This is a genomic window from Methylobacterium sp. CM6257, from assembly GCF_054611515.1.
The window spans coordinates 2,280,534-2,304,229 of sequence record NZ_CM137735.1; the positions used below are offsets into that span (position 1 = coordinate 2,280,534).

The following is a 23,696-nucleotide window of genomic DNA, read 5'->3' on the forward strand; positions in this document are numbered from 1 at the left end:
CCCTCTTCGGTTGGGGGACGGGACCCGCTCGCAGGAGCGGCGCGCAGGCGTGACCTCAGTCCGGAATGTCGGACTGCTTGCGCGCGACCACGGCGAACAGGTCGCCGAGCGCGGCGAGGCTCGCGGCCTGAAGCTGAGAAGCCGGCACCTTGGAGCCGTCCGGCGCGGGCAGATCGCGGGTCGCCGTGGCGGAGGCCACGATGGTCGGGCGGAACCCCAGATTGAAGGCGCTGCGGGCTGTGGAATTGACGCACATATGCGTCATGAAGCCTGCCAGCACCACGTCCTTCACGCCCGCCTTCTCGAGCTGCGCCTGGAGATCGGTGCCCACGAACGAACTCGGATAGGCCTTGGTGATCACCGGCTCGTCGCCCTGCGGCGCCACTTCCGGGCTGATCTGCCCGATCGGCGCCGTCACGTCGTAGGGCGAGCCCGGGCCGGCATCGTGGCGGACGTGGAAGATCGGGATACCGGCCGCGCGCGCCCGCTGGAGCAGGTCCGCCGCCTCGCGGATCGCGGGCTCGACGCCTTCGAGCCGCATGACGCCTTCGCGGTAGGTCTGCTGCAGGTCGATCATCACGAGTGCCGAGCCTTTGAGCGCCGCCGGCTCCGGGCTGAGGCCTGACAGGCCGCGCAGGGTTGCAAGATCGGACATCCGGATCCTCCCATCTCGCCGCGCGAGGGGCGCGGCCGCCATCTTGGTGGCCCGGGACCCTACGATGGGCGGCCGAGCGGGCGCCATAGCAAATAGGTTCACCCGGAACGCAGGTTCCCTCCGAGCCCGCCGAGCGGGATCGCCCCCGCAGCTCGAGCGCTCGCGACCGATGTGGATGCCGGTTCGGCGAAAGAGAGCGCGTCAAGACAAGGATTAAGAGCCGCGACCGATGGCACCGCGATCGGGCGTGGCTCTAGCGCGCCGGCGGCCCCGGGTCGATCGCCGGCAATTCGTTGGCTGGCAGGCCCGCACTGGCCTGGGCCTGGGCGCCGGAGGCCCCGCGGGCGCGGTTGGCGAGCGCCACGGTCAGGCGCTCGGCGGTCTCGGGCTGCATCACCGCCAAGACCTCGGCCATCTTGCGGGGGTTCATGGCCAGCACGATCGGCACCAGCACGTCGTGCCCGAGCCGGTCGAACACCCGGGCGGCGTCCTTGGGCTTCATCGCCTCGTACATCGTGACGATGTTCTTGAGCCCCTGCTTCTCGGCATCCTCCCTCGCCTTGGCGGCGGAATCGACCTTGTCCTCGGCCTTCTTGAGGTCGCCCAGGCCGGTCTCGAGCTTCCGCTCGGCCTCGCCCAGCATCTTCTCGCGCAGCTCCAGCTCCTCGCTCTTCTGGCGCAAGGCGTCGCGCCGCGCGCCGAGCTTCTCCAGGAGCGCGCGCTCGGTGGGCGAGGTGGAAGGCTGCGAGACGGGCTGCTCCGCGGGCGCCTCCGCAGCCTTCTCCGATGCAGCGGCCTCCTCCTTGGCGCCCACCGAGCCGGTGGTGACCGGGTCGGGCGGCTCGTAGCCGGTTCGGGCCCGGGCCACCGCCCGCCCGTAATCCGGCAGCGCGCCGCTCTCCGGCAGGCCGGCCTGCAGCAGGCTGAGCAGCTTGAGCACGAGGAGACCGCCGGCCGCGAGAGCCACGGCGTCGACGAGGCGCAGCCGCATCGGCCGTATGGGCTTCAGGCGCGAGCGGCGAAGCGCCGTGCCGGTGCGGCGCGGCTTCGGCGCGGGCTCCGGCGGCGGAATCTTCGGGGCCTTGACTCCGGTCACGCGGCGCGCGCCCGGACGCGGGCGAGGGCGCGCTCGCTCATGGCGAGCGCCGCCGCGGCAGCGGCCCCGAGACGCTCCCCGTTCGGGCTCGACGGCTCGGGACGGCGCAGGGGCTGAACCTCGGACTCGGGCACGGTCTGCGGAGCAGGCGTCGGCTCCGGCCGGGCCGGAACCGCGCGCATCTGCGCCACGATGGCGGCGATGCGCGCAACCACGGTCTCCCCGGCCTCGACCTGCAGCCTCAGTTCGGCGGACCGGGCGGTCGCCGCGTCCAGGCTGGCAGTTAGGGTGCGGTCGCCCTCGTCGATGGCTGCGCGCAGCCCCGCGATGGCGCGCTCGGCCGTACCGGTGGCCACCATCAGGTCACCGATGGTCTGGCGGAGCGCCGCCTCGTCACCCTTGAGCTGCCCGATCCGGCGCGAGAGCCGGAGCGAGGTGACGATGGTGGCCGCCAGGAGGACCGCGACCAGGATGTCGGCGGCGAGGGTGACGAAGAGACTCATGACCGGACCCTCATCGACCCTAATTGTCCGAGCGGTTGTTCATCGAGGCCTCGTAGGCCTGGATCGTCGTGCGCGAGCGGCGCAGCGGGCGCGTGACCTGCACGGCGATGTGGCCGTCGACCCGGCCCATCCGACCCTGGGTGAGGGCCCAGTCGCCGCAGCGCACGGTGATGAGGTCCGACGGCTTGGCGTCGAACATCAGCGTCTCGCCGACCTTGAGGCTCATGACCTGCTTCAAGGGCAGCATCATCTCGTGCAGCACCGCCTCCATGGTCACGTCGGCCTGCCAGATCTCGGTGGCGAGGTGGCCTTCCCAGACATGGTCGCGGCCGAGCTTCTCGCCCATGAAGCTCTGGGTCAGGAGTTCCCGGATCGGCTCGATGGTCGCGTAGGGGAACAGGATCTGCAGCATGCCGCCGCGCCCGTCGACGTCGAGGCGCAGGCTGATCAGGATCGCGGCGTTGCCCGGCCGCGTGATGGTGGCGAAGCGCGGGTTGGTCTCGATCCGGTCGATGCCGAAGGTCACGGGCGAGAGCGGCTGGAACGACAGCTCCAGGTCGCCCAGCACGATCTCCACGAGGCGGCGCACCAGCGTCATCTCGATCGCCGTGAACGGGCGTCCGTCGAGGCGGCTCGACGAGCCGCCGCGCTTGCCGCCGAGCAGCAGGTCGAAGGTCGCGTAGGCGAGGTTCGAATCGACCGTGACAAGGCCCGAATTCTCCCATTGCTCGGCGCGGAACACGCCCAGCAGGGTCGGCAGCGGGATCGCGTTGAGATAGTCGCCGAAGCGCACCGAGGTGATGTTGTCCAGCGTCACCTCGACATTGTCCTGGAACAGGTTGCGCAGGGAGGTCGACAGCAACCGGATCATCCGGTCGAAGACGATCTCCAGCATCGGCAGGCGTTCGTACTGGACGACGCCCGAATCGACGATGGCCTGCACGCCCCCGGCCCCGGAGGCCGAGAGCTCGCGCATGGAGAAGCCGAGGACGCCGTCGATCTCGTCCTGGTTCAGAACCCGGTCATTGCCGGCGAGCTCGGGGAGATTGTCGCTCTCCCCGTCCTCGATCATCGTCGCCCATTCGGCGGCGACGTCGCCCGCGTTGCGCGTCGTGCCCTGCTCGGCGAGCGCCGCGCCCCATTCCTCGGCGAGTGACGTGTCGCCGCCCTCGGCGCCCTGCTCCAGAAGGGCCGCCGACCAATCGTCTTCGGGGAGTTCGTCCTCGGGTTCCATCAGGCGTGCTCGATCAGGCCCTGGCGGCGCGCGGCTGCCGACTCGCGTGAGAGGGTCTCGGCCCGGATCACTGGACGATCACGTCCTTGAACAGCACGGCCTCGACCTTGGCGGGATAGAGCGCGATGTTGACGCGGCGCAGCAGCTCCTCGCGTAGGCGGAACAGACCGACCGAGCCGGTGAGATCGCTGGCGCGCAGCTCGCGCATGTAGACCTGCAGCGCGTCCTCGACGCGCGGCATCAGCGGCTTCACCTCCTCCTCGGCCTTGGCGTCCTTGAGTTCGAGGGAGAGCCGCACCTTGGCGTACTTCGCCTTGTCCTGCGGCAGGTCGGGGCTGAGGTTCAGGAGCATCTCGCGCACGTCGACGAAGACGACCGGCTTCTTGCCGTCCGGCCCGACCCCCTTGCCGTCCTCGCCGTGGCCACCGCCATGGCCGCCTTGCGCGGCCTCCTTGCCCTCGCCGTGGCCGCCGCCATGGCCCATCATCAGGAAGGCACCCGCGCCGCCGCCCACCACCAAGACTGCGGCGGCCACCATGATGATGAGCTTCTTCTTGCCCTTCGGGGCGGCTTCGGCTCCGGCCTCGCCCTCCTCGGCGGAGGCCTTCTTGGGCTTCTTGGCCATGGAATAATGCTCTCTCGCGGGAGTCCCCGCGCCGGGTACACCCGGATATCGGAGCATCACGGTTAACGTGCCGTTAAGCGGGCAAATCCTGCCGAGTCAGGTTTGCCGCGGCGCAGTCCGGGCCCGTCGGCAGGCTCACAAGATTTCGAGCCAAGCCACTCCCATGCAACGGAAATCCGGCAGACCGGCCCGTGGCACAGCGCATGCTGAATGGACCGTTGCCGCCTCCGCGGCCCGCGAGTCCCAGAGTCCACGATGCAGAATGCCCTCTTCGTCGGCGTGTCGAGCCAGATGGCGCTTCAGCGCGAGCTGGACGTGATCGCCAACAACATGGCGAACGTGTCGACCACCGGCTTCAAGGCCCGGAACACCCGCTTTCAGGAATACCTGATGCCGGTGGCCAGCGCGGATTCCTTCGCCCGGCCCGACCGGCGCCTGTCCTACGTCATCGACCAGGGCACCACTCTGGACCTCGGGCAGGGGCCGATCGAGCAGACCGGCAACCCGCTGAACGTGGCGATCAAGGGCTCCGCCTTCATCGCCGTGCAGTCGCCGCAGGGCGAACGCTACACCCGCAACGGCGCCTTCGAGATCGACGCCCAGGGCGCGCTGGTCACGAGCGACGGCTACAAGGTCGCGGGCGATGGCGGCCCGATCACCATCAACCCGCAGGAGACCGGGCTCTCGATCGGGCCGGACGGCACGGTGTCGACCAATCTCGGCATCCGCGGGAAGATCAAGCTCGTCACCTTCGCCAACCCGCAGCGGCTGACCAACGAGGGCGGCAACCTCTACGCCTCGCCGGATCCGGCACGCCCGGCCGGGATTGAGGGCCGCCTGGAGCCCGCCGCGCTGGAGCGCTCGAACGTCCGCCCGGTCATCGAGATGACCCGGCTCATGGACGTGAACCGCTCCTACGCCATGGTGTCGAGCATGATCTCCCGCCTCGACGACCTGCGGGGCACGGCGATCCGCCGCCTCGCCGACGTCGCGTAAGGGGGCACGACGATGCGCGCCCTCTACTCCGCCGCCACCGGCATGGCGGCCCAGGAACTCAACGTCCAGGTCATCTCGAACAACATCGCGAACCTGCGCACCACCGGCTACAAGCGCCAGCAGGTGCATTTCCAGGATCTGCTCTACCAGAACCTGCGCCGGGCCGGCTCCTCGACCTCCGAGCAGAACACCCAGCTCCCTGCCGGCCTCGCGCTGGGCTCGGGCGTGAAGACGACCTCGACCGCCCGGGTGATGTCCCAGGGCACGCTCTCCTCCACGGAGAAGGATTACGACGTCGCGATCCGCGGGGAGGGGTTCTTCCGGGTCACCCTGCCGGACGGCCGCACCGCCTACACGCGGGACGGCTCCTTCGACCTCTCGGCCTCGGGCCAGCTCGTCACCCGGGACGGTTACCTGCTCGATCCGGCGATCACCGTGCCGCAGACCGCGACCGCGGTGACGATCAGCGCCACCGGCGCCGTGCAGGCGACCCTGCCGGGCCAGACGGCGCCGCAGGCGCTCGGGCAGTTCCAGCTCTCGCGCTTCGTCAACAAGGTCGGCCTCGAGTCGATCGGCGACAACCTGTTCATCGAGACCGCGGCCTCCGGGCCGGCGATCAGCGGCCTGCCCGGCGCAGAGGGCTTCGGCAATCTCCAGCAGAGCTATCTGGAGGAGGCGAACGTGAACGCCGTGACGGAGATCTCTTCGCTCATCGCCGCGCAACGCGCCTACGAGATGAACTCGAAGGTCGTCACCGCCGCCGACCAGATGCTCTCCACCACCACGCAGATGTTCCGCAGCTAACCGCGCGCCCCGCACCCGCTTCAGGTTCCCGAACATGTATGCCGGCATGCTCCCCGACCCCGCCCTCGAGACCGCCGCTCTGCCTCGCCTCGGCACGGCGCAAGCGAGCGACCTCAGCCCGATCGTCCGTCGCGCCCGTCCGCGGGTGGCGCCTCTCGGGACGGCCGTGGTGCTGCGCGCGGTCCTCGCCGTGCTGACCTTCGCCATGCTCGGCGCATTGGCGATCCCCGCGATGGCGCGGGCGGAGGGACTGCGTCTGCGCGGCGACCTCACCGCCCGCGGCGACGTCCTGACCCTCGCCGACCTCGTCGAGGGGGCGCCATCGCCGCTCGCCGGGCGGCCGCTGTTCCGCTCGCCCGCCCTCGGGGCCACAGGGACGATCCAGACCCGCCGGATCGTCGATGCGGCCTCCGCGCTCGGCCTCACCGGCCTGGAGACCGGCGGCCGCCTGCAGATCGCCGTGCAGCGCGCCGCCCGCCGCCTCGGCCCGCCGGAGATCGAGGCAGCGCTCAAGCACGGACTCGAGGCGGGCTACGGGCTCGACCCGCGCAGCGTATCGGTCCGGTTCGACGGCGACGGCCCGACCCTCCTGGCGCCCGTGGACCTCGAAGGGCAGGCCGCGGCCCTCGACCTGACCTACGATCCGCGCTCCCGCAGGGTCTCGGGGCTCGTCAGCCTCGGCGAGCGGCAGGCCTCGCTGCGGGTCTCCGGCGTGGTCGTCGAGTTGCGCGAGGTGGCGGTCCTGACCCGCGCGCTCAACCGCGGCGAGCCGGTGAAGGCGGCCGACCTCGTGGTGGAGCGCCGCCCGCGCGACGCGGTGGCCGCCGATGCGCAGCCCAGCGTCACCGCGGTTCTGGGCGAGGTCGCCCAGCACGCCCTCGCCGCCGGCACGGTGCTCCGGGTCTCCGACACCGCCCCGCCCGAACTCGTCGCCCGGGGCGAGAGCGTGACCATCGTCTACGAGACGCCGAGCATCAGCCTGTCGATGCGCGGCCTCGCCAACGAGGGCGGCCGCATGGGCGCCGTCATCAACGTGGTGAACGTCGCCTCCAAGAAGGTCCTGCAGGCCACCGTGATCGGACCCGGACGCGTCTCGGTGAGCCCCGGTCCCGTGGCCCAGCAGGGAGCCGGCGCCGCGCCGGTCCAGGCCACCGCCTCCCTGCGCTGATCGCCCGTTCCGTTTGCGTCGAAGAGTACCCGCCCGATGGCCAGCCGCATCGTCCTGAACCCGCTCGCCGCCGCGCTGATCGCCGGCGCGCTCGGCGCCTGCAACACCGCCGACCGGCTCTCGCAGGTCGGCGCGACCCCGGCCCTGTCGGCGATCGAGGATCCCACCACCCAGCCCGGCTACAAGCCGGTGCGGATGCCCATGCCCGACGTGCAGCCGGTCTCGTACGCGCCGAACTCGCTGTGGCGTACCGGCTCCCGGGCCTTCTTCAAGGATCAGCGCGCCGCACGGCTCGGCGACATCCTGACCGTGAAGGTCAATGTCACCGACCAAGCGAACATCAGCAACGAGACCAAGCGCTCGCGCGCCAACACCGAGAGCTTCGGCCTGCCGAACGCCCTCGGGCTGGAGAACAACGCGGTCGGCAAATCCTTCGGCGTCGGCAGCACGGCGCTGCTCGCCGCCACCTCGGCGACCTCCAACGACGGCGCCGGCTCGGTTCAGCGCGCCGAGACCGTGACGACGAACGTCGCCGCGGTGGTCACCCAGGTCCTGCCCAACGGCAACCTCGTGGTCGAGGGCAAGCAGGAGATCCGGGTCAACTTCGAGGTCCGCGAGATGGTGGTGGCCGGCGTCGTGCGGCCGGAGGACATCGAGTCCGACAACACCATCGACTCGACCAAGATCGCCCAGGCCCGGATCGCCTATGGCGGCCGCGGCCAGATCACCGACGTGCAGCAGCCCCGCTACGGCCAGCAGATCGTGGATATCCTGCTACCGTTCTGAGGCGCCTCAGCTCGGCTCCTCCGGCTCCGGGCCGCGCGTCACGTCGAGGCCCGAGCCGGCGGCGGGAGGCGGCCCGACCTTGACGGGCGCGCCGGTGCGGGCGGCTTCGTAGATCGCCTCCATCAGCACCTGGTCCTGCAGCCCCTCCTCGCCGGGGGTGCGCGGGCGCAGGTTCTCCTGGATGCAGCGGGAGAAGTGATCCATCTCCAGGGCGAACTGGTTCTTGGGGCTCAAAACCTTCTCGTCCCGGGCGGCGCTCTTGCCGTCGCGGTGGCCGATATAGAGCCGCTGGCCCTCGTACGCGAAGGCGTTCTGGAGATCGATGGACGCCGTGCCCGTGTGCAGGGTCAGCGCGCGCGCCTCGTAGACGCCGTAGCTCGACATGCACTGCGCGATCACGCCGGACGGGAAGCGCATGGTGAAGCTCACCGTCTCCTCGACCTCACGGTATTTCGGATCGTCGGGCGGCGAATGGATCTGGGCCTGGATCAGCTCCGGCTCCTCGCCGAGCACGGCCCGCGACGTGTTCAGGCAGTAGAGCCCGATATCCGGCAGCGAGCCGCCGCCCGACAGCGCCTTCCGAAGACGCCATTGTTCCGGCAACCCGGTGGTCTGCCCGTTGAAGGCCTGGATCACGCGCGGCTTCCCGAACTCGCCCGAGCGGGCGAGCTTGATCACCGCACGGTTGTGCGGCTCGTACTGGCACCGGTAGGCGATCATCAGCTTGACGTTGGCCTTGGCGCAGGCCGCGATCATGGCGCGGCACTCGTCCGAGGAGACCGCCATCGGCTTCTCGCAGAGCACCTGTTTGCCGGCCGCCGCGGCCGCCACGACATTGTCCCGGTGCACGCCATTCGGTGTGACGACGTAGACCGCCTGGACGTTCGGATTGGCCTTCAGCCGCTCCCACTCGTCGTAGCCGTAGACGGCGTCCTCGGGCAGTCCGTACTGCCGGGCCACGAGCTTGGCCTTGTCGGGCGAGCCCGACATCACGGCCGCGAGCCGCGAGCGCTTGGCCTCCCCGAAGGCCGGCAGGATCTCGTCGAGGCTCAGGCGCCCGAGCCCGACGACACAGTAGCCCACGCGCTGGCCCGGTGGCTGCGGCGCCGGGCTCGGTGCCGGTGGGCGATCACCGGAGCCGCGCCAATTGGGAAACATCACCCGGCCGCCCTGGACCGCGCCGGTATCGGCCGGGACCGAGGGACCCGGCGGTGCCGCCTGCGCGCCGCCTCCCATGGCGGCGCCGGCCAGGGCTCCCCCGGCAGCAATCAGGTTGCGTCGTGAGAGCCTGTTATCGTCCGCCATGAGCCTCGCCGTATTGCCGGGTCGAAATTCGAGCACCACGGCGCCGCAGCGTGGCCGGGAGCCGCCTGCTCAGTGAACGCAGCTGGGCTCCGGGCCGTTTCCGGCCAGCAGCGCGGCGCGCAGACGCGCCACCTCGGCCTCGCTGGCGGCGAGGCGCGGGGCGACGACCTCCGGCGCGACGGCGGCTTCCGGCACCTCGAAGCCGAGGCCGATGGCCGTATCCCTGCGCCACGCCACGAAGACCCGGCGCGTCTCGTCGCGGCTTGGGATGAACAGGTCGAAGCAGTCCGGCAGGCTGGCATCGGCAGAGACGTAGATCCTCGCGCCCCCCAGCGAGACGTCGCGGACGATACAATCGATCTCCGACAGGAAGGCTGCCACGCGCGCACGGCCGCCGAGGCAGACGCGGCGACGGGCAGTGCGGCGGCGCTCGATCACGGTCGCTTGTCCTCGATGACGTCCCTGCCCCGACAACCGCCATCGAGCCCGGATCGCACCGGTCCGTCCATCTTAACCTCCGCTTTACCTTAACGGCGCTGTCAGGCCGGCGGCGGCGGGTCCGGCGCCTCGACCTCGCCGCGGCGCTGGAGCTGCAGGGCGACGAACCAGCACAGGGACGCCCAGGCGGCGCCGATGCACCAGCCGGCCAGAACGTCGCTCGGCCAATGCACGCCGAGATAGATGCGGCTGACGCCGACGAGCAGCGTCACGGTCACGCCGAGGGCCAGGACCAGAGCCTTCGCGCGGCGGTTGCGGTCGACCCGCGCCAACAGCGTCGCCAGGGTCAGGTAGGCGATGGCCGCCATGGTGGCGTGGCCGCTCGGGAAGCTCGCGGTGAACACCTCCATGCCGTGCGGCACGAGATCCGGCCGCGGCCGATGGTAGAAGACCTTCAGCACCGTCGAGACCAGCTCGCCGCTGCCCACCGCGCCGAGCACGTACAGGCCGATCCGCCGCCGACCGGACACCGCCAGATACGCCGCCACCGCGCAGGTCAGGAACAGCACCGTGAAGACGCTGCCCAGCCCGGTGATGTCGCGCATCGTCTCCTCGAGCCAGGGCGGCCCGATCGGATCGGCGAGATCGGCCGGATTGCGCAGGCTGAGCAGGATCTTGCGATCCAGGGTTTCGGTGGAGCCCTCACCGACCTCGTGGGCGAGGTAGAAGAAGCCGTAGCCCAGGATGCTCAGGCAGAGCAGCGCGACCAGGGGGCCGACCTCGTTCAGGCGCAGCCGCAGCCAGACCGCCGTGGCGGGGCGGATCAGCCGGTTGTGACGCAGGCTCGCGGGCGCCCTCACGACGCGGTCGCCCGATGCGGGTCAGGGGCCATCAGGCATTCTCTCCGAAGGGAAGGCGCGCCACCTCAGCCCAGGGGCCGCCGAGATAGCGCCACAGCAGGGTGGCGGGTGCCGCGAAGCGGACAGGCGCGAAGCCGGCCGACAGGTCGGCGTGGAGCGCGCGGGCTACCTCGGGGGCGACCTTGTTCTGCACCGTCACGTGCGGCCGCCAGCCCTGCCGGTCCTGCGCCGTGAGATGGGGCTCGAAGCCCTTCGCGAGCCGAGCCCGGAAGGTCGACAGAGCCTCGGACTCCAGCACGTAGGCGACGCCGCGCCCGGTGAAGCGCAGGCCCATCACCGCGACCTCCGGGGGCGGCACCGTGCGGGCGAGCGCGGCGATGGCTTCGATCACGCCCCGCTCCCGGTCGCCCGGCAGATGGTGAAACAGCGTTGCGTGAGCGGGGATGACATTCAGGGATTCGGGGAAATACCGGCGCCGCTCGCCGTCGAAGCGCGCGAAGGTCGGTGCGTCGAAGGCGAGCGTCAGGATCAGGGGGGCCGCATCGGTCATGGCCGGCGAGATGGCGTCCGAAGCCGCTCAGGTCCAGTACAGCACCCGCGCGTCCGGCAGGTCGCGGGCGAGGCAGGCCGTGAGATGGGCACGCATCGCCTGCATGAGAGGCTTCGGGAAGACGTGCTTCACGGAGCCGAACTTGGTGCGCTTCTCCACACGCTCCGCCTCGTCGAGGGGCAGGTCGGAGCCCGGATACCAGCTGCGCAGCACCGTCTTCGAGCCCGGCGTGAAGCGATGGGTGATGAGTTCCGCGGTCAGGTCGAGGTCCGGCGCGCCGGAGAGCGCGTCGGCCGCGTCGCGTACCAGGTCCGCATAGCCCGCCTCCCACCCGGCCACGGGCAGGATCGGCGCGATGGTCAGCCCGACCGGATAGCCGGCGCGCGCCGCCTGTCCCATCGCGGCGAGCCGCGCATCGAGCGGATCGGTGCCGCCCTCGTAGCGCGCCGCGGCGCGGGCATTGACCGAGAAGCGGATGCGGGTCCGCCGGTTGTGCGGCAGGCCGAGGAGCGGCGCGACCGCGGCGAATTTCGTGGTGAAGCGCAGCTGCACCGGCGCGTCCCAGGCTCCGAAATGCCGGATCGCCGCCGAGAGCGAGCCGGTGAGGTGCTCGATGCCCAGAGGATCGGTGTAGCAGGAGGCCTCGAACGTCGTTCCCTCGTGCGCCCGCTCGGCGGAGGCCGAGGTGACGCCGCCACGTCCGGCATACGCCGTGAGGTTGCCGAGGATCGCGTCGAGATTGGCGTAGGCGCGGGTCACCGGCGGCCCCTGGAGCGAGCCCGCGAGGTAGCAGTACTGGCAATGGGCCGGGCAGCCCTCGGCAAGATCGAAGCGCCAGTCGGCCGAGGGGGGGATCGGCTGGAGCCGCAGCTTCGTCGGGGGCGCCACCGTGAGAGCGAGGGTCGCCTTGGCGGCTGCATAGGCGCGGCGGGGATCCGGCTCGCGCGGGCTCGGCAGGCGGTTGGATTGCAGGCGCTCCAGCGGCAATCCCAGGGCTTCGGCGCGGGCCGCCATGGCACGCCCATGCGCGTGCTCCAGGGCGGCGGGCGTCACCAGCACTCGGCGGGGGCGCCAGAGGCGGGCGGGGCGGAGGCGTTCGGCACCGTCAGGAATTTCGAGCACCGGGGCGGATGTGGGCAGCATTCCTGGCGAACGCGCGCCGTCCGCACCGGGTCCGGCCTAGGCGCCCGGTCCCGGTGCGGCTAAAGCACCGCCATGTCTGCAGGCAGGGAGAGCGTACATGTCGGCCGGGACGGCTGGTTGTTCCTCACGGGAGGCACCAACCGCGTCATGGACCGCTACCGGGGCGGCCTGCGGCACTGGCTGCTGCTGCGCGGCTGGACACGGCTGATCAAGGCCCGGGCCGTCCGCGCCGAGCGCCTCGGCATCCGCTACCTCCACGTGATCGTGCCGGAGAAACTATCCGTCTACGACGACAAGACCGACGGCCTGCGCTACGCGCCCGCCAAGGCCTCGACCCGGCGCCTCGCCCGCAGCCTCGCGCGCCATCCGGCCTATCTGGATCTCCTGGCCCCGCTCCGGGCCGCCCGGAACGGGCCGGTTCCGCTCTATCTCCGCACCGACACCCACTGGACCGCGCAGGGCTGCCTGCTCGCCTACCGCGAGATCATGCGCGCTCTCGGGGCGATCCCGCCGGCCGATATCGGCGGTCGGCCCCTCGTCGTCTCGGACGCGGTGATGGATCTTGGAGAGAAGCTCCGGGACCGACCGAAGGAGCGGCTGACCCGCTTCATGCTTCAGCGCGATGCGAAGCGGGTCGAGGTCGGCCCGCTGCTCGCCGCCTACGAGGCGCAGGGACGCGACCGGGACGTACATGTCGGCGCGCATGTCGTGTACCGGAATGCGTCGCCCTCCGCCGATCCGCGCCGGCTCGTCCTGTTCGGTGATTCCTGCGCGCATTTCGACCCGTTCCTGCTGACCGGGCTGCTCGCCGAGAGCTTCAGCGAGGTCCACTTCGTGTGGTCGTCGAGCCTCGACTGGGACTACATCGAGCGCGTGCGCCCCGACATCCTGCTGTTCGAGCTGGCCGAGCGCTTCCTGGCCCGGCTGCCGAAGGACGATTTCGACGTGACGGTCGCCGGCCAGCGCGGGACGGGCGGCCGCCTCGCGCGGATCAGGTCCGGCGGGTTGGACGGTGCTCCTCCGGAGTCTCAGTAGGTCGCCGGATCCAGGTGGGCGAAGTCGGTGATGCTGGCCGCCTGATACTTGGCGAAGGATCCCGGCGCGCAGGCGATGCCGATCATCAGCACGAGGAGGGTCACCAGACACGCGAGGGTTGCCGTGACCACGTCCGCATGGCGCCGCAGGGCGTGGATCACCAGGCACCCGAACGTGAACAGGGCCGCCTCCGCGACGGGCACCAGCGCGAACGACATGACTTCACCTCCATCGATCTCGCCGGGTCGGGACGGCCGCCGCGGGCGCGCATCGGTCGGCGATGACGAGAGACATGGCGGATCTTGCTGCACCGCAACAGAAGGGCGGGCGCAAGCCTGCCTTGCGCCGGATTCGGACGCTGGCGGGAACAAACGCAACAGCCGTCGAAGCCGGGTTGCTTGAAGCCACTTTTCAAGCGCGGTCCCGCGCCCATCTGGTCCGGAACTGCTCGCGGAACGGGACACGACGATGGGCCTGCTCGTAGACGGCGTCTGGCGCGATCAGTGGTACGACACCGCCTCCACGGGCGGCCGCTTCGAGCGGAAGGCCTCGACGTTCCGCAACTGGGTCACCGCCGACGGAGCGCCGGGCCCCACGGGCGAGGGGGGCTTCCGCGCCGAGCCGGGCCGCTATCACCTCTACGTCGCGCTGGCCTGCCCCTGGGCCCACCGCACCCTGATCGGGCGCGCCCTGAAGGGCCTGGAGGAGGCGATCACCGTCTCGGTGGTCGATCCGCACATGGGCTCCGAGGGTTGGGTGTTCGGCGACACGCCCGGTGCGACGCGGGATCCGATCCACAACGTCCGGCGCCTCTACGAAGTCTACTTGGCGGCGGACCCGTCCTATACCGGCCGGGTAACCGTCCCGGTGCTCTGGGATCGGCAGCGCGCGACCATCGTGTCGAACGAATCCGCCGAGATCCTGCGGATGCTGAACGGCGCATTCGGGGGCAGCGGGCCGGACCTCTATCCTGAGGCTCTGCGCGCCGAGATCGACGCCGTGAATGCCCGCGTCTACGACCGCGTGAACAACGGCGTCTACAAGGCGGGCTTCGCCACCGCGCAGGAGGCCTACGCCAAGGCCTTCGAGGCCCTGTTCGCGGAACTCGACGCGCTGGAGGGACGGCTCGACCGGAGCCGCTATCTCTGCGGCGACCGGCTCACCGAGGCGGATGTCCGGCTGTTCACCACGCTGGTGCGGTTCGACGCGGTCTATGTGGGGCACTTCAAGTGCAACAAGCGCCGGATCGCCGACTACCCGAACCTGTCCAACTACCTGCGCGACCTCTACGCCCTGCCGGGCGTCGCGCCGACCGTGAATCTCACGCATATCAAGCGGCACTATTACGAGAGCCACCCGACCATCAATCCGACCCGGATCGTACCGCTGGGGCCGGATCTCGACTTCTCGGCCCCCAACGACCGCGCCCTGCGGTTCGCGGCTTAACCAGCCATTCGGCCGCGTCAGGCGTCCTGCCGTCACTCTCGACGGCGCGCCGCGCGCGCCTAATTCGGCTCTCAACCGGAGGATGCACCACACGCCATGACGAACAGCCTGCGCCTCGCGCTGCTCTGCGCCCTTGTCAGCCTTCCGTCCGCAGCGCGCGCCCAAGCCGCGCTGCGCCTGGAGGGGACCTGCGAGAAGCTCGTCATCGGCACCCAGGATCTGAGCCAATCCTGCAGCAACATCCTGACGAACGCGGTGAGTCGCAACCGCACGAGCTTCGACTTCACCACCTCCGACGGACAGAGGCTGAGCTTCAGCGGCAACGGCGCCCAGCAGGAGGCCACCGAGGAGACGGACCCGCTCCAGCCGATCAACGTCGTGATTGTCGGCAAGGACGCCACGCCGACCCTGGCGATCGGCGCCTGCCGGTTTTCCACACCTGAGCCTGGCCGCACAGCGATCACCTGCGAGGCCAATGCCGCGGACGGCCGTCCCTTCGCGGGAACCTTCGTGACCGCCGCCAAGGCGCCGGCGGGGGCACCGGCCGCCGCGCCGGCTCGCTGAGCCGACGGACCGCCCCGGACTGGTCAGACGGCGCCGAAGGCCCCATTTAGGGCGCTCCACGAAAAAGGTTCCGAAGCCAGACCGATGCTCAACGACACCCTCGCCGGCGGCGGCGCCCCGGCCGGCGATACCGGCTCCCTGATCAAGGACACGACGACCGCGGCCTTCCGTCAGGACGTCATCGCCGAGTCGATGCGCCGGCCAGTGTTGGTCGATTTCTGGGCACCCTGGTGCGGGCCCTGTAAGCAGCTCACGCCGGTTCTGGAAAAGGTCGTCAAGGAGGCCGCCGGAGCCGTCGCCCTGGTCAAGATGAACATCGACGAGCATCCCTCGATCGCGGGGCAGCTCGGCATTCAGTCGATTCCGGCAGTGATCGTCTTCCAGAAGGGCCAGCCCGTTGACGGCTTCATGGGCGCGGTGCCGGAGAGCCAGATCAAGGAGCTGATCGCGCGGGTCGCCGGCCCCATGCAGGATCCGGTTGAGGCCGCCATCGCCGAGGCCGCCAGCCTGATCCAGGAGGGTGACCTCGCGGGTGCCTCCGAGATCTACGCGGCGGTCCTTGAGCAGCAGCCCGACAACGTGGCGGCGCTCGCCGGCCTCGCGAAGCTGCAGCTCGACGCGGGCGAAATCGAGAACGCCAAGCGGGTTCTGGCGATGGTCCCGGAGGCGAAGGCCGCCGATCCGGCGCTCGCGGGCATCCGCGCGGCCCTCGAACTGGCCGAGCAGGCCGCCTCACTGGGCGATCTGGCGGGGCTCCAGCGGGAGGTCGAGGCGAACCCGGACGCGCACCAGGCGCGGTTTGACCTCGCTTTGGCGCTCGCCGCACGGGGCGAGCGCGGCCAGGCCGTCGATCACCTGATCGAGCTGCGCAAGCGCGACAAGGACTGGAATGACGACGGGGCGCGCAAGCAGCTGCTGCAGTTCTTCGAGGCCTGGGGCGTGATGGATCCCGACACGATTCGCGGGCGGCGTAAGCTCTCGGCGCTCCTGTTCTCGTGACGCGCCGGCTCGCGCTCCGGCCCACCCTTCGGCCCCTCTGGGAGGCGCCATGAGCACCCATGCGAGCTACAAGGGTCCGGCGGATTGCCCCGCCGTGATCCCGGTCTTCCCCCTTTCCGGCGCGCTGCTGCTGCCGCGCGGGCAGATGCCGCTGAACATCTTCGAGCCGCGCTATCTAGCGATGGTTGACGACGCGATGCGCACGGACCGGATGATCGGGATGATCCAGCCTGATCCGGAAGGATCGGGCGCGGCGGTGCCGAAGCTCTACCGCGTCGGCTGCGCCGGACGCATCACGCAGTACGCGGAGACCGGTGACGGCCGGTACCTGATCTCGCTCACCGGCATCAGCCGCTTCCGGGTCGAGAGCGAGCTGGCCTCGGCGAGCCTCTATCGGCGCTGCCACGTATCCTACGACGCCTTCGCGGTGGACTTCGAGCCGCGGGCGGGCGAGGAGCAGGTCGACCGCGTCGGCGTCCTCAAGGCGCTGCGCGACTTCGTGGAGTCGAACGACCTCAAGGTGGACTGGGCCGGGATCGACGAGGCGCCCGATGAGGCGCTGGTCAACGCTCTGTGCATGATGAGCCCGTTCGGCGTGCGCGAGAAGCAGGCCATGCTGGAAGCGCCCGACCTCAAGACCCGGGCCGAGATCCTGATCGCGGTCACGCAGATGGAACTGGTGCGCGGCTCGGGCCCCGAGTCGCCGATGCAATAGGTTGCAGGAACGATGACCAACGACCTCACCGCGCCCATCGAGGCGACCCGCGTCGACCCGAAGCTCCTGGAGATCCTGGTCTGCCCGCTGACCAAGGGCACCCTGGAATACGATTCCGCCCGCCAGGAGCTGATCAGCCGGTCCGCGAAGCTCGCCTACCCGATCCGCGACGGCATCCCGATCATGCTGCCGGAGGAGGCCCGGCCGCTCACCGACTGAGCGCGTTCCGGAAGCCCAGGCCGGGCGAAACTTGTACGATCGCCTGAAGCCACGTCGTGGTCTCAAGGGCCGGACGATTCATCGGCCGCCCGCCATTCACCGCGTCATCCCGGGACCGTGCAGGGGAGCCCGGGATCGTTGACCGTCGCGGCATTGAGACCTTTCACGGCTGCGTCTTCGCCCTGCGCGCCATCCGGCAGATCCGGGCTCGACCGCGGCATTCTGGGCGGCATTCTGGAAGGGGCCGGCCCGTACGGCCGCGCTTGCATCAGCGAAAGATCGGTGCGGTCCCGGACTCAACCACAAGCTTGAGAATACAGCCAAGCATTGGCGCCGATCAGCGCCGCTATTCAAATCCGGCTGTTCGCGAATCCCGATCCAAAATGCTTCGCGGCCATACTCTCGCCGCTTCTTCCATTCAGTGTCGAGTCATCCTCAATCGATGATCTTGTTCAAGCACGCCGTGTCCTGCGGCGCCGCTTCGCTGAGAGACTGCCACCCATGATCAAGCTGGTCGCCGCCGCGGCGCTCGCCGCCGGCCTCTCCCTTCCGGTCCATCTTCCTGCCGTGGCGGCGCCGGGCACGAATAACGGGACGTGGTCGGTGGAGCTGGTCACGGAGAGCGGCCTGTGCAACGCGCGCTACACCTATGCCCTGGCAATCCGTGAAGGGCAGGTGCAGCTCGTCTCTGGCAGCGCCGGAGCCCGCGTCAGCGGCCATGTCGGCGCCGACGGCAGTGTGGGGCTCACCGTCAGCAACGGGACAACGAGCGGGACCGGCACGGGGCGGCTCCAGGCCGGCAACGGCGCGGGCACCTGGAAGGTGGCCTCGCTGTGCTCCGGGCGCTGGACCGCGCGGCGCAGCGATAACCGCACCGCGCAGGCCGACTGACGCCAGCTCAGACGGTCGCGGCCAGCCAGGTGCGCGCTTCCTCGATGCGGGCGCGCTCAAACACCTTGATCTGCGTCGGCGAGACGAAGTTGAAGGTCTCGGCGAGCGCCTTGAGCCAGGGCGCGTCCGTCACCAGCGCGACGTGGCTGACGCTCTTCATCATCGAGAAGCCGAATCGGGGATCCTTGAAGAAGGCCGCCGGCTCCATGCCCTCGAAGGCGCGGATGTCCTCGAGCAGCTTGATCTTGCCGCCCTTGTCGAGGTCGGCCTTCATGGCGGTCATCGCCGCGTTCATCTCCTCGTCGGTGATCTTCCCATCGACCACGATCTCGGCGACGTTCGAATCCGGCGTCTTGGTGTAGGTCAGCACTGATCGCTCCTTCGGGAACCGCCCGCGTCCCATCGCCAATCCCCGGCCAGGGTCCGCCGCCCGTGGCCGGAGTGTCCTACAAAAAGCTCTGCGGGTCGACATCGACGGCGACCCGGACATTGCCGCGCACCTTCGGGCCGCGGGCGATCCAGGCGCGCAGATAGCCCTGCAGGTCGACATTGCGCTCCGTCTTCACCAGCAGCCGGAACCGGTAGCGGCCCCGGACCAGGGCGAGGGGGGCCTCGGCGGGCCCCAGCACCATCACGCCCTCGGGTGGCTCGGCAGCGCGGGCGAGGGCCTGCCCGTGGGCCTCCGCCACCTCGCGCTCGCTCGCCGAGACGATCAGCGCCGCGAGTCGCCCGAACGGCGGCAGGCCAGCCGCCTCGCGGGCCTGGACCTCCTCCGCGTAGAAGCGCTCGGCATCGCCCGACAGCAGGGCGGCGATCACCGGATGATCCGGCTGGTAGGTCTGGACGAGCGCCCGCCCGGGCTTCTCGCCGCGCCCCGCGCGGCCGGTCACCTGCTGGAGCAACTGGAAAGTGCGCTCCGCCGCCCGGGGATCGCCCGAGGTCAGGCCGATATCGGCGTCGAGCACGCCGACCAGGGTCAGGAACGGAAAATTGTGGCCCTTGGCGACGAGCTGCGTGCCGATCACGACATCGCATTCGCCCGCCGCCACCGCGTCGAGTTCCTGCCGCAGGCGCTCGGCTCCCCCGGGGAAGTCACTCGACAGGACGACGACGCGCCGGTCCGGGAACAGCGCGGCGGCCTCCTCGGCGATCCGCTCGACGCCGGGGCCGCAGGCGGTGAGATTGTCGAAGGTGCCGCACTCGGTGCAGGCCTCCGGCCGGCGCTCGGCGTAGCCGCATTGGTGGCAGACGAGCGCTCGGCGGAACCGGTGCTCCACGAGCCACGTCGAGCAGTTCCGGCACTGGTAGCGATGCCCACAGGCGCGGCAGAGGGTGAGCGGTGCGTAGCCCCGGCGATTGAGGAACAGCAGCGCCTGCTCGCCGCGCTCCAGGGTGTGCTTCACGGCGTTCACCAGCGGCGGGCTGAGGAAGCGGCCGCGCTCGGGCTGATCGAGGCGCATGTCGATGGCGGCGATGTCGGGCAGGCGCCGGCCGCCGAAGCGCTCGGGGAGCAGGATGTGCCGGTAGCGCCCCCGGGCGGCGTTGACCCGCGTCTCGATGGCGGGCGTCGCCGAGGTCAGCACGACCGGGCAGCCTTCCAGCCGCCCGCGCACCACCGCCATGTCGCGGGCGTGGTAATGAACGCCGTCTTCCTGCTTGTAGGCGGTCTCGTGCTCCTCATCGACCACGATCAGGCCGAGACGGGCGAAAGGCAGGAACAGGGCCGAGCGCGCGCCGACCACCACGAGCGCCTCGCCCTCGGCCACCGCGGCCCGCAGGCGTTCGCGCCTCTTGCCGCCGATCCCGGAATGCCACGCTGCCGGCCGGACCCCGAACCGAGCCGCGAAGCGGTCGAGGAACTGCGCCGTCAGAGCGATCTCGGGCATCAGGATCAGGGCCTGGCGGCCCGCCCGGATGCAGGAAGCCACCGCCTCGAAATAGACCTCGGTCTTGCCCGAGCCGGTGACACCCTCCAGCAGGACCGGCCGGAGGTCGGTGCCTCCCTCGGCTGAGGACGAGGTCCAGGGAAACGTCTCGACCAGCGCCGTCACGGCCTCGGCCTGGGCGGGCGAGAGCGGCGCCCGCGGGAAATCGGGGTCGGGCCGCGGCGCGACCGGCTCGGGCTCTACCGCGACGGTCTCGAGGGCACCGTCGTCGATGAGGCCGTCGACCACCGACAGCGAGACGCCGGCCTCCTTGGCGAGCGCGCTCTTGCCGCGCAGGGTCCGGTCGGCGGCGACGGCCAGCACCCTGGTCCGGGCCGCGGTGGGCCGGGCCGGCGGCTTGTCGGTGATGCGCACCGCGACCCGGGCGGTCTCGGCGGCATTGGCTTCGTCGGGCAGGCGCAGCACCATGGCGAGGGCCGAGCCCTTCGGCGCCAGGGTGTAGCGGGCGATCCAGTCGACGAGGCTGCGCAGCGGGTCCGAGAGGCGCGGGAAGGGCAGGCGGCCCGTCACCGGACGCAGGTTCGAGCCGCCGGCGGTCTCGCTCACCCCCCAGACGACGCCGACGATCTCGCGCGGCCCGAGAGGAACCTGCACGACGTCGCCCACGGAAAGGTCCAACCCGGCCGGCACCACGTAGCTGTAGGGCGTGTCGAGGGCGAGCGGGATCAGAATCTCGGCGACAGAAGGCATGCAGGGCTTTTCGGGCGGGTCCGTTCCGGGTCCGTACCATAGGCTCGGGAAAAAGAACCCGCCGCGTCAGCGCCGTCGCAATCCGGGCACCAGCGGCAGGGCGGTGAGGCTGAGAGCCGCCATAACCCAGAAGGCCGCCGCCCCGTAGGTACCGTAGAGCGCGCCGGAGGCGAGCGTCGCCAGCACGCCGGACAGGCCGAGGCCCAGCGTCCCGTAGAGCGCGAGGGCCGTGGCCCGCAGGTCCGGCGGCGTCGCCTCCTCGATCAGGCCCAGGCAGGCGAGGTGCAGGAGGGCGAAGCTCAACCCGTGCAGAGCCTCCACGGCGGCGAGCCACGGGATCGCCGTAGTGGAGGCCAGCACCGCCCAGCGCAGGGTGCCCGCACAGGCTGCTACGGCAACTCCGGCGGGAAGCCCGATCCGTGCCAGCAGAGGCGGCCCGACCAGCAGGAACACCAGCACCTCCGCGGCCACCGATTCCGACCAGAGCAGGCCGGCGACCTTCGCGCCGATCCCGGCACCGCGCCACAGGATCATGGCGAAGCCGTCATGCATCGCGTGCGCACCGATGATGAGGGCAGCGGCGAGCACCGTGCGGCGGAAGCGCGGCAGCCGGAGCAGCGTCGAGATGCCGTGCCAGGCCGGCCCGGCCGCGACGGCTCCTTCCCGGCGGGACGGCAGTCTCAGGGCCGCGCCGGCAGCGGCGAGGAACAGGACGCCGCTCGCCGCGAGGGCAGCCGCGAGACCGGCTGCCGCGATCAGCCAGCCCGCACCGACGGTCGCGGCGATGAAGGCCGCCGAGCCGGCGGCGCGGACCCATCCGTACTGGAAGGCTGCCCCGCCACGCGCCGCGGCCAGGGCCAGCGCGTCAGCGAGCGGCGCCGGCGCCGCGGTTCCGACCCCGTACAGCAGTCCGGGCCCGAGGAGCTGCGCGAAGCCGGAACCGGGGAGGTGGGCCAGGGTGGCAAGGCCCGCGAGTGCGAGGCTCGCCGCCAGGATGGGACGGGCCGCGCGCCGCCGATCGGCGAAGGACCCGGCCAGCGGCCCGACCGCGAGGCGAACGGCACCGGCGGCGGCGAGCAGGAGGCCGATCTGCCCCGCCGTCAGACCGCGCGCCGCCAAGAAGCCCGGCAGGATCGGGGACAAGGCACCGTAGGCACCGTAGAGGGTGCCGTAGAGGATAAGGAAGCGGGCGAGGCCGCTCTTCCGCTTCTCGCTGATCGGCCCAGCCCGCATGGGCCGAGCGTAGCACTTGCAGGCGTGCCCGCGTCAGGGGCTCAGCGCAGCCCGGTCAGGACGGGCGGCGGACGGCGTAACGATAGCGGCGCCCCTGAGCGTCGAGGAGTTCGCTGTCCGGCCCTTCCTGCCAGACCACCTCGTCATCGGGCCCGGCGGCGTTCGTGAGCGTCGCGCCGCGGACGATGTCGAGGCTGAGGCCGAAGCCGTAATTGGTCGCGGTGGCGTCCGTGATCGCGGCCGCGATGTCGGCCTCGTCGGGCAGGCAGGCGAACAGGACGCCGTCGGCGATGGCGAGGGTGTAGGTCTGCACGGATGGGCTCCAAGAATCTCCGAGAGCAAGGGCCGGCACGGAAGCGTCCCAACGTAGGAGGCGCGGCCGGGATGTGAAGCGCATTCCCCGAAGTGCTGCGTTGCAACATTTCGTGAGGCCACTCGCCCACCGTCCCGCTCAGCATCCCGGATACCGCTTGAGGAGGTGGGTCACCGCGCCGTCAGGTTTGGACACCGGGAGGGCGGCCGGCTTCTCCGGCTCGACCACCACGGTGGCCGGCACGGCCCCATCGCCGGCCAGCGCACCCGCGATGGCATCGGGCGAGATCGCGGCTTCGGCCGCCTCGCCCGCGGGCCCCGGAGGCTCGGCGGTGATCCGGGCCGTCTCCCGCCGCCGCGCGGTCTCCGGATCAGCCGCGTGCTCGTCAGCGACACCCGCCACGGCATCCGGCGCGATCAGGCCGATCGCGGCGGCGTGCTCGGCCATGGCGACGCTGTCGGCAGCGAGGACCAAGTTGGAGCCCGCCCGGGCAACGGCGCCGGCGAGGCGCACGATCTCCTCCACCCGGGCGGCACCGCGCGACACGTTGCGGATGTAGACTGCCAGCACCCGCCCGGGATTCTCCTCGACGATCTGGGCGTAGACCTCCGGGTCGTGCTGGCCGCTGTCGCCGATCAGCACGAAGGGCAGGTCGCGGTAGAGGGCGAGCATGTGCCGGATCAGGGCCTGCTTGTGATCCGTCGCCCGTCTCGGCAGCGGGTGCGTCCAGGAGAGGCCCCATTCCCGCAGGAACAGCACCGGCCCTGCCGGAATGCCGTGGCGCTGGAAGAACTCGGACAGCATGTCGTAGAGCCCCCAGGGCGCGCGGGAGACGTAGAGCATCGGGTTACCCTCGCTGCCGCCGGCGCCCGCGTGCAGCGCCCGGTACAGGGCGGCCACGCCCGGGAATGCGACCCGGCTCTCGGCATCCTCCACGAACAGCCGCCAGAGCATCTTCAACTTGTTAGCGACGCCGGTGCGCATGACCGTGTCGTCGATGTCGCTGACCACGACGCAGCGGCAGCGACCGGGCGGGATGAACACCGCCCCCTCGGCAGGGATCGGCGGATCGGCCTCAAGGACCAGCTCGACCGGGTGCCAGTCGCCGCCGTCCGGCGCCAGGCTGCGCGGATGGAGGTGCACGCGGAAATAGCCGTCGCGGTCGGTCTCGACCCGGGTGGTGTCCCCCCCGATCCGGGCGGTCACGGCCGCTCCCGCCACCTTCCTGCGGGCGATGCGGCGGCGCAGGTCGCGCCATTGCGCCCGCAGGGATTCGGGATCCTCACCCGGGATGCCGGGCGATTGCCGGAAGACCCGGCCGATCAGGAACACCTCGTCTCGGGAGCCGTAACCGCGGTAAGGCTCGACCACGAGCCCGCCGCGGCCCTTGCCGCCGTACCCTTGCGCGCGGCGGACCGGGCGGGTGAGGACCCGCAGCGCCTTGGTGGCGCCCCTGCGCACGCGCGAGGCCATGGAGCCGCC

27 protein-coding genes are annotated in these 23,696 nt (G+C 70.8%); 11 read left to right on the forward strand and 16 right to left on the reverse strand.

The window, feature by feature from the left end; translation table 11 throughout:
- Positions 1-55: 55 nt before the first annotated feature.
- The 5 genes from ACYCO6_RS11250 to fliL all read right to left on the reverse strand — a co-directional run bounded on the left by ACYCO6_RS11250 (position 56) and on the right by fliL (position 4,113).
- A complete protein-coding gene (locus tag ACYCO6_RS11250; RefSeq protein WP_459771853.1) occupies positions 56-655 on the reverse strand; it encodes a cysteine hydrolase family protein in 600 nt (199 codons plus the stop codon).
- A 253-nt stretch (positions 656-908) separates the two neighbouring features.
- Positions 909-1,751: a MotE family protein gene (locus ACYCO6_RS11255; protein WP_459771854.1), complete on the reverse strand. Its 843-nt coding sequence runs from the start codon at positions 1,749-1,751 to the stop codon at positions 909-911.
- Positions 1,748-2,254 carry a DUF6468 domain-containing protein gene (locus ACYCO6_RS11260; RefSeq protein WP_459771855.1) on the reverse strand — a complete coding sequence of 169 codons (507 nt, stop codon included), beginning with the start codon at positions 2,252-2,254 and terminating at the stop codon, positions 1,748-1,750. Before ACYCO6_RS11260 ends, ACYCO6_RS11255 begins: the two co-directional genes overlap by 4 nt.
- A gap of 19 nt (positions 2,255-2,273) precedes the next feature.
- Entirely contained in the window at positions 2,274-3,491 is a 1,218-nt protein-coding gene (fliM, locus tag ACYCO6_RS11265; RefSeq protein WP_459773527.1) for a flagellar motor switch protein FliM, read from the reverse strand.
- Between the two features lie 64 nt (positions 3,492-3,555).
- Complete coding sequence (gene fliL / locus ACYCO6_RS11270; protein WP_459771856.1) at positions 3,556-4,113, reverse strand: flagellar basal body-associated protein FliL; 558 nt, start codon at positions 4,111-4,113, stop codon at positions 3,556-3,558.
- Positions 4,114-4,368: 255 nt separating this feature from the next.
- On the opposite strand from fliL, the gene flgF reads away from it, so the two are divergent.
- From flgF to flgH, 4 genes are read left to right on the forward strand one after another with little or no spacing between them, the layout of a single operon-like run.
- Positions 4,369-5,109 (forward strand): flagellar basal-body rod protein FlgF, encoded by a 741-nt coding sequence (flgF, locus tag ACYCO6_RS11275; RefSeq protein WP_459771857.1) that lies wholly within the window; start codon positions 4,369-4,371, stop codon positions 5,107-5,109.
- A gap of 12 nt (positions 5,110-5,121) precedes the next feature.
- A complete protein-coding gene (gene flgG / locus ACYCO6_RS11280; protein WP_459771858.1) occupies positions 5,122-5,913 on the forward strand; it encodes a flagellar basal-body rod protein FlgG in 792 nt (263 codons plus the stop codon).
- A gap of 46 nt (positions 5,914-5,959) precedes the next feature.
- Positions 5,960-7,081, forward strand: a complete 1,122-nt coding sequence (gene flgA / locus ACYCO6_RS11285) for a flagellar basal body P-ring formation chaperone FlgA (RefSeq protein WP_459771859.1) — start codon at positions 5,960-5,962, stop codon at positions 7,079-7,081.
- Between the two features lie 36 nt (positions 7,082-7,117).
- Positions 7,118-7,867, forward strand: a complete 750-nt coding sequence (flgH, locus tag ACYCO6_RS11290) for a flagellar basal body L-ring protein FlgH (RefSeq protein WP_459771860.1) — start codon at positions 7,118-7,120, stop codon at positions 7,865-7,867.
- 6 nt (positions 7,868-7,873) lie between these two features.
- Here flgH and ACYCO6_RS11295 read toward each other — a convergent pair whose 3' ends face one another.
- From ACYCO6_RS11295 to ACYCO6_RS11315, 5 genes are all read right to left on the reverse strand, one after another.
- Positions 7,874-9,172, reverse strand: coding sequence for a Gfo/Idh/MocA family protein (locus ACYCO6_RS11295; protein WP_459771861.1), 1,299 nt, complete (start codon positions 9,170-9,172; stop codon positions 7,874-7,876).
- A gap of 69 nt (positions 9,173-9,241) precedes the next feature.
- Entirely contained in the window at positions 9,242-9,610 is a 369-nt protein-coding gene (locus ACYCO6_RS11300) for a PilZ domain-containing protein (RefSeq protein WP_459771862.1), read from the reverse strand.
- Between the two features lie 101 nt (positions 9,611-9,711).
- Entirely contained in the window at positions 9,712-10,470 is a 759-nt protein-coding gene (locus ACYCO6_RS11305) for a phosphatase PAP2 family protein (RefSeq protein WP_459771863.1), read from the reverse strand.
- A 31-nt stretch (positions 10,471-10,501) separates the two neighbouring features.
- Entirely contained in the window at positions 10,502-11,020 is a 519-nt protein-coding gene (locus ACYCO6_RS11310) for a 2'-5' RNA ligase family protein (RefSeq protein WP_459771864.1), read from the reverse strand.
- A gap of 27 nt (positions 11,021-11,047) precedes the next feature.
- The gene (locus ACYCO6_RS11315) at positions 11,048-12,163 is read right to left on the reverse strand and encodes an SPL family radical SAM protein (protein WP_459771865.1); all 1,116 of its coding nucleotides are present in this window, start codon (positions 12,161-12,163) and stop codon (positions 11,048-11,050) included.
- Positions 12,164-12,235: 72 nt separating this feature from the next.
- Here ACYCO6_RS11315 and ACYCO6_RS11320 point away from each other — a divergent pair, with 72 nt between their 5' ends.
- Entirely contained in the window at positions 12,236-13,198 is a 963-nt protein-coding gene (locus ACYCO6_RS11320) for an alginate O-acetyltransferase AlgX-related protein (protein ID WP_459771866.1), read from the forward strand.
- Here ACYCO6_RS11320 and ACYCO6_RS11325 read toward each other — a convergent pair.
- Positions 13,192-13,416 carry a hypothetical protein gene (locus ACYCO6_RS11325; protein WP_459771867.1) on the reverse strand — a complete coding sequence of 75 codons (225 nt, stop codon included), beginning with the start codon at positions 13,414-13,416 and terminating at the stop codon, positions 13,192-13,194. The genes ACYCO6_RS11320 and ACYCO6_RS11325 overlap by 7 nt on opposite strands.
- A gap of 250 nt (positions 13,417-13,666) precedes the next feature.
- Between ACYCO6_RS11325 and ACYCO6_RS11330 the strand changes: the two genes are divergently transcribed.
- The 6 genes from ACYCO6_RS11330 (at position 13,667) to ACYCO6_RS11355 (ending at position 18,032) form a co-directional block, all read left to right on the forward strand.
- Entirely contained in the window at positions 13,667-14,644 is a 978-nt protein-coding gene (locus tag ACYCO6_RS11330; RefSeq protein WP_459771868.1) for a glutathione S-transferase family protein, read from the forward strand.
- A gap of 96 nt (positions 14,645-14,740) precedes the next feature.
- Positions 14,741-15,208 carry a hypothetical protein gene (locus tag ACYCO6_RS11335; protein WP_459771869.1) on the forward strand — a complete coding sequence of 156 codons (468 nt, stop codon included), beginning with the start codon at positions 14,741-14,743 and terminating at the stop codon, positions 15,206-15,208.
- 84 nt (positions 15,209-15,292) lie between these two features.
- Positions 15,293-16,207, forward strand: coding sequence for a thioredoxin (gene trxA / locus ACYCO6_RS11340; RefSeq protein ID WP_459771870.1), 915 nt, complete (start codon positions 15,293-15,295; stop codon positions 16,205-16,207).
- Positions 16,208-16,256: 49 nt separating this feature from the next.
- A complete protein-coding gene (locus ACYCO6_RS11345) occupies positions 16,257-16,922 on the forward strand; it encodes an LON peptidase substrate-binding domain-containing protein (RefSeq protein WP_459771871.1) in 666 nt (221 codons plus the stop codon).
- Positions 16,923-16,934: 12 nt separating this feature from the next.
- Positions 16,935-17,141 (forward strand): Trm112 family protein, encoded by a 207-nt coding sequence (locus tag ACYCO6_RS11350; RefSeq protein WP_457106099.1) that lies wholly within the window; start codon positions 16,935-16,937, stop codon positions 17,139-17,141.
- Between the two features lie 501 nt (positions 17,142-17,642).
- Entirely contained in the window at positions 17,643-18,032 is a 390-nt protein-coding gene (locus ACYCO6_RS11355) for a hypothetical protein (protein WP_459771872.1), read from the forward strand.
- 7 nt (positions 18,033-18,039) lie between these two features.
- Here ACYCO6_RS11355 and ACYCO6_RS11360 read toward each other — a convergent pair whose 3' ends face one another.
- The 5 genes from ACYCO6_RS11360 to ACYCO6_RS11380 form a co-directional block, all read right to left on the reverse strand.
- Positions 18,040-18,402, reverse strand: a complete 363-nt coding sequence (locus ACYCO6_RS11360; RefSeq protein ID WP_459771873.1) for a SpoIIAA family protein — start codon at positions 18,400-18,402, stop codon at positions 18,040-18,042.
- Between the two features lie 76 nt (positions 18,403-18,478).
- On the reverse strand, positions 18,479-20,668 hold the full coding sequence (locus ACYCO6_RS11365; protein ID WP_459771874.1) for a primosomal protein N': 2,190 nt from the start codon (positions 20,666-20,668) through the stop codon (positions 18,479-18,481).
- A gap of 66 nt (positions 20,669-20,734) precedes the next feature.
- Positions 20,735-21,901 carry an MFS transporter gene (locus ACYCO6_RS11370; protein ID WP_459771875.1) on the reverse strand — a complete coding sequence of 389 codons (1,167 nt, stop codon included), beginning with the start codon at positions 21,899-21,901 and terminating at the stop codon, positions 20,735-20,737.
- Positions 21,902-21,956: 55 nt separating this feature from the next.
- The gene (locus ACYCO6_RS11375; protein ID WP_459771876.1) at positions 21,957-22,214 is read right to left on the reverse strand and encodes a hypothetical protein; all 258 of its coding nucleotides are present in this window, start codon (positions 22,212-22,214) and stop codon (positions 21,957-21,959) included.
- Between the two features lie 138 nt (positions 22,215-22,352).
- Positions 22,353-23,687, reverse strand: a complete 1,335-nt coding sequence (locus tag ACYCO6_RS11380) for an App1 family protein (RefSeq protein WP_459771877.1) — start codon at positions 23,685-23,687, stop codon at positions 22,353-22,355.
- Positions 23,688-23,696 lie beyond the last annotated feature (9 nt).

Coding starts and splice junctions, on each gene's coding strand:
- ACYCO6_RS11250 (WP_459771853.1), bottom strand. CDS start 655: ATGTCCGATCTTGCAACCCTGCGCGGCCTGTCAGGCCTCAGCCCGGAG.
- ACYCO6_RS11345 (WP_459771871.1), top strand. CDS start 16,257: ATGAGCACCCATGCGAGCTACAAGGGTCCGGCGGATTGCCCCGCCGTG.
- fliL (WP_459771856.1), bottom strand. CDS start 4,113: ATGGCCAAGAAGCCCAAGAAGGCCTCCGCCGAGGAGGGCGAGGCCGGA.
- ACYCO6_RS11310 (WP_459771864.1), bottom strand. CDS start 11,020: ATGACCGATGCGGCCCCCCTGATCCTGACGCTCGCCTTCGACGCACCG.
- flgF (WP_459771857.1), top strand. CDS start 4,369: ATGCAGAATGCCCTCTTCGTCGGCGTGTCGAGCCAGATGGCGCTTCAG.
- ACYCO6_RS11330 (WP_459771868.1), top strand. CDS start 13,667: ATGGGCCTGCTCGTAGACGGCGTCTGGCGCGATCAGTGGTACGACACC.
- ACYCO6_RS11335 (WP_459771869.1), top strand. CDS start 14,741: ATGACGAACAGCCTGCGCCTCGCGCTGCTCTGCGCCCTTGTCAGCCTT.
- flgG (WP_459771858.1), top strand. CDS start 5,122: ATGCGCGCCCTCTACTCCGCCGCCACCGGCATGGCGGCCCAGGAACTC.
- ACYCO6_RS11325 (WP_459771867.1), bottom strand. CDS start 13,416: ATGTCGTTCGCGCTGGTGCCCGTCGCGGAGGCGGCCCTGTTCACGTTC.
- ACYCO6_RS11320 (WP_459771866.1), top strand. CDS start 12,236: ATGTCTGCAGGCAGGGAGAGCGTACATGTCGGCCGGGACGGCTGGTTG.
- ACYCO6_RS11315 (WP_459771865.1), bottom strand. CDS start 12,163: ATGCTGCCCACATCCGCCCCGGTGCTCGAAATTCCTGACGGTGCCGAA.
- flgA (WP_459771859.1), top strand. CDS start 5,960: ATGCTCCCCGACCCCGCCCTCGAGACCGCCGCTCTGCCTCGCCTCGGC.
- ACYCO6_RS11295 (WP_459771861.1), bottom strand. CDS start 9,172: ATGGCGGACGATAACAGGCTCTCACGACGCAACCTGATTGCTGCCGGG.
- ACYCO6_RS11355 (WP_459771872.1), top strand. CDS start 17,643: ATGATCAAGCTGGTCGCCGCCGCGGCGCTCGCCGCCGGCCTCTCCCTT.
- trxA (WP_459771870.1), top strand. CDS start 15,293: ATGCTCAACGACACCCTCGCCGGCGGCGGCGCCCCGGCCGGCGATACC.
- ACYCO6_RS11370 (WP_459771875.1), bottom strand. CDS start 21,901: ATGCGGGCTGGGCCGATCAGCGAGAAGCGGAAGAGCGGCCTCGCCCGC.
- ACYCO6_RS11260 (WP_459771855.1), bottom strand. CDS start 2,254: ATGAGTCTCTTCGTCACCCTCGCCGCCGACATCCTGGTCGCGGTCCTC.
- ACYCO6_RS11380 (WP_459771877.1), bottom strand. CDS start 23,687: ATGGCCTCGCGCGTGCGCAGGGGCGCCACCAAGGCGCTGCGGGTCCTC.
- ACYCO6_RS11365 (WP_459771874.1), bottom strand. CDS start 20,668: ATGCCTTCTGTCGCCGAGATTCTGATCCCGCTCGCCCTCGACACGCCC.
- ACYCO6_RS11350 (WP_457106099.1), top strand. CDS start 16,935: ATGACCAACGACCTCACCGCGCCCATCGAGGCGACCCGCGTCGACCCG.
- flgH (WP_459771860.1), top strand. CDS start 7,118: ATGGCCAGCCGCATCGTCCTGAACCCGCTCGCCGCCGCGCTGATCGCC.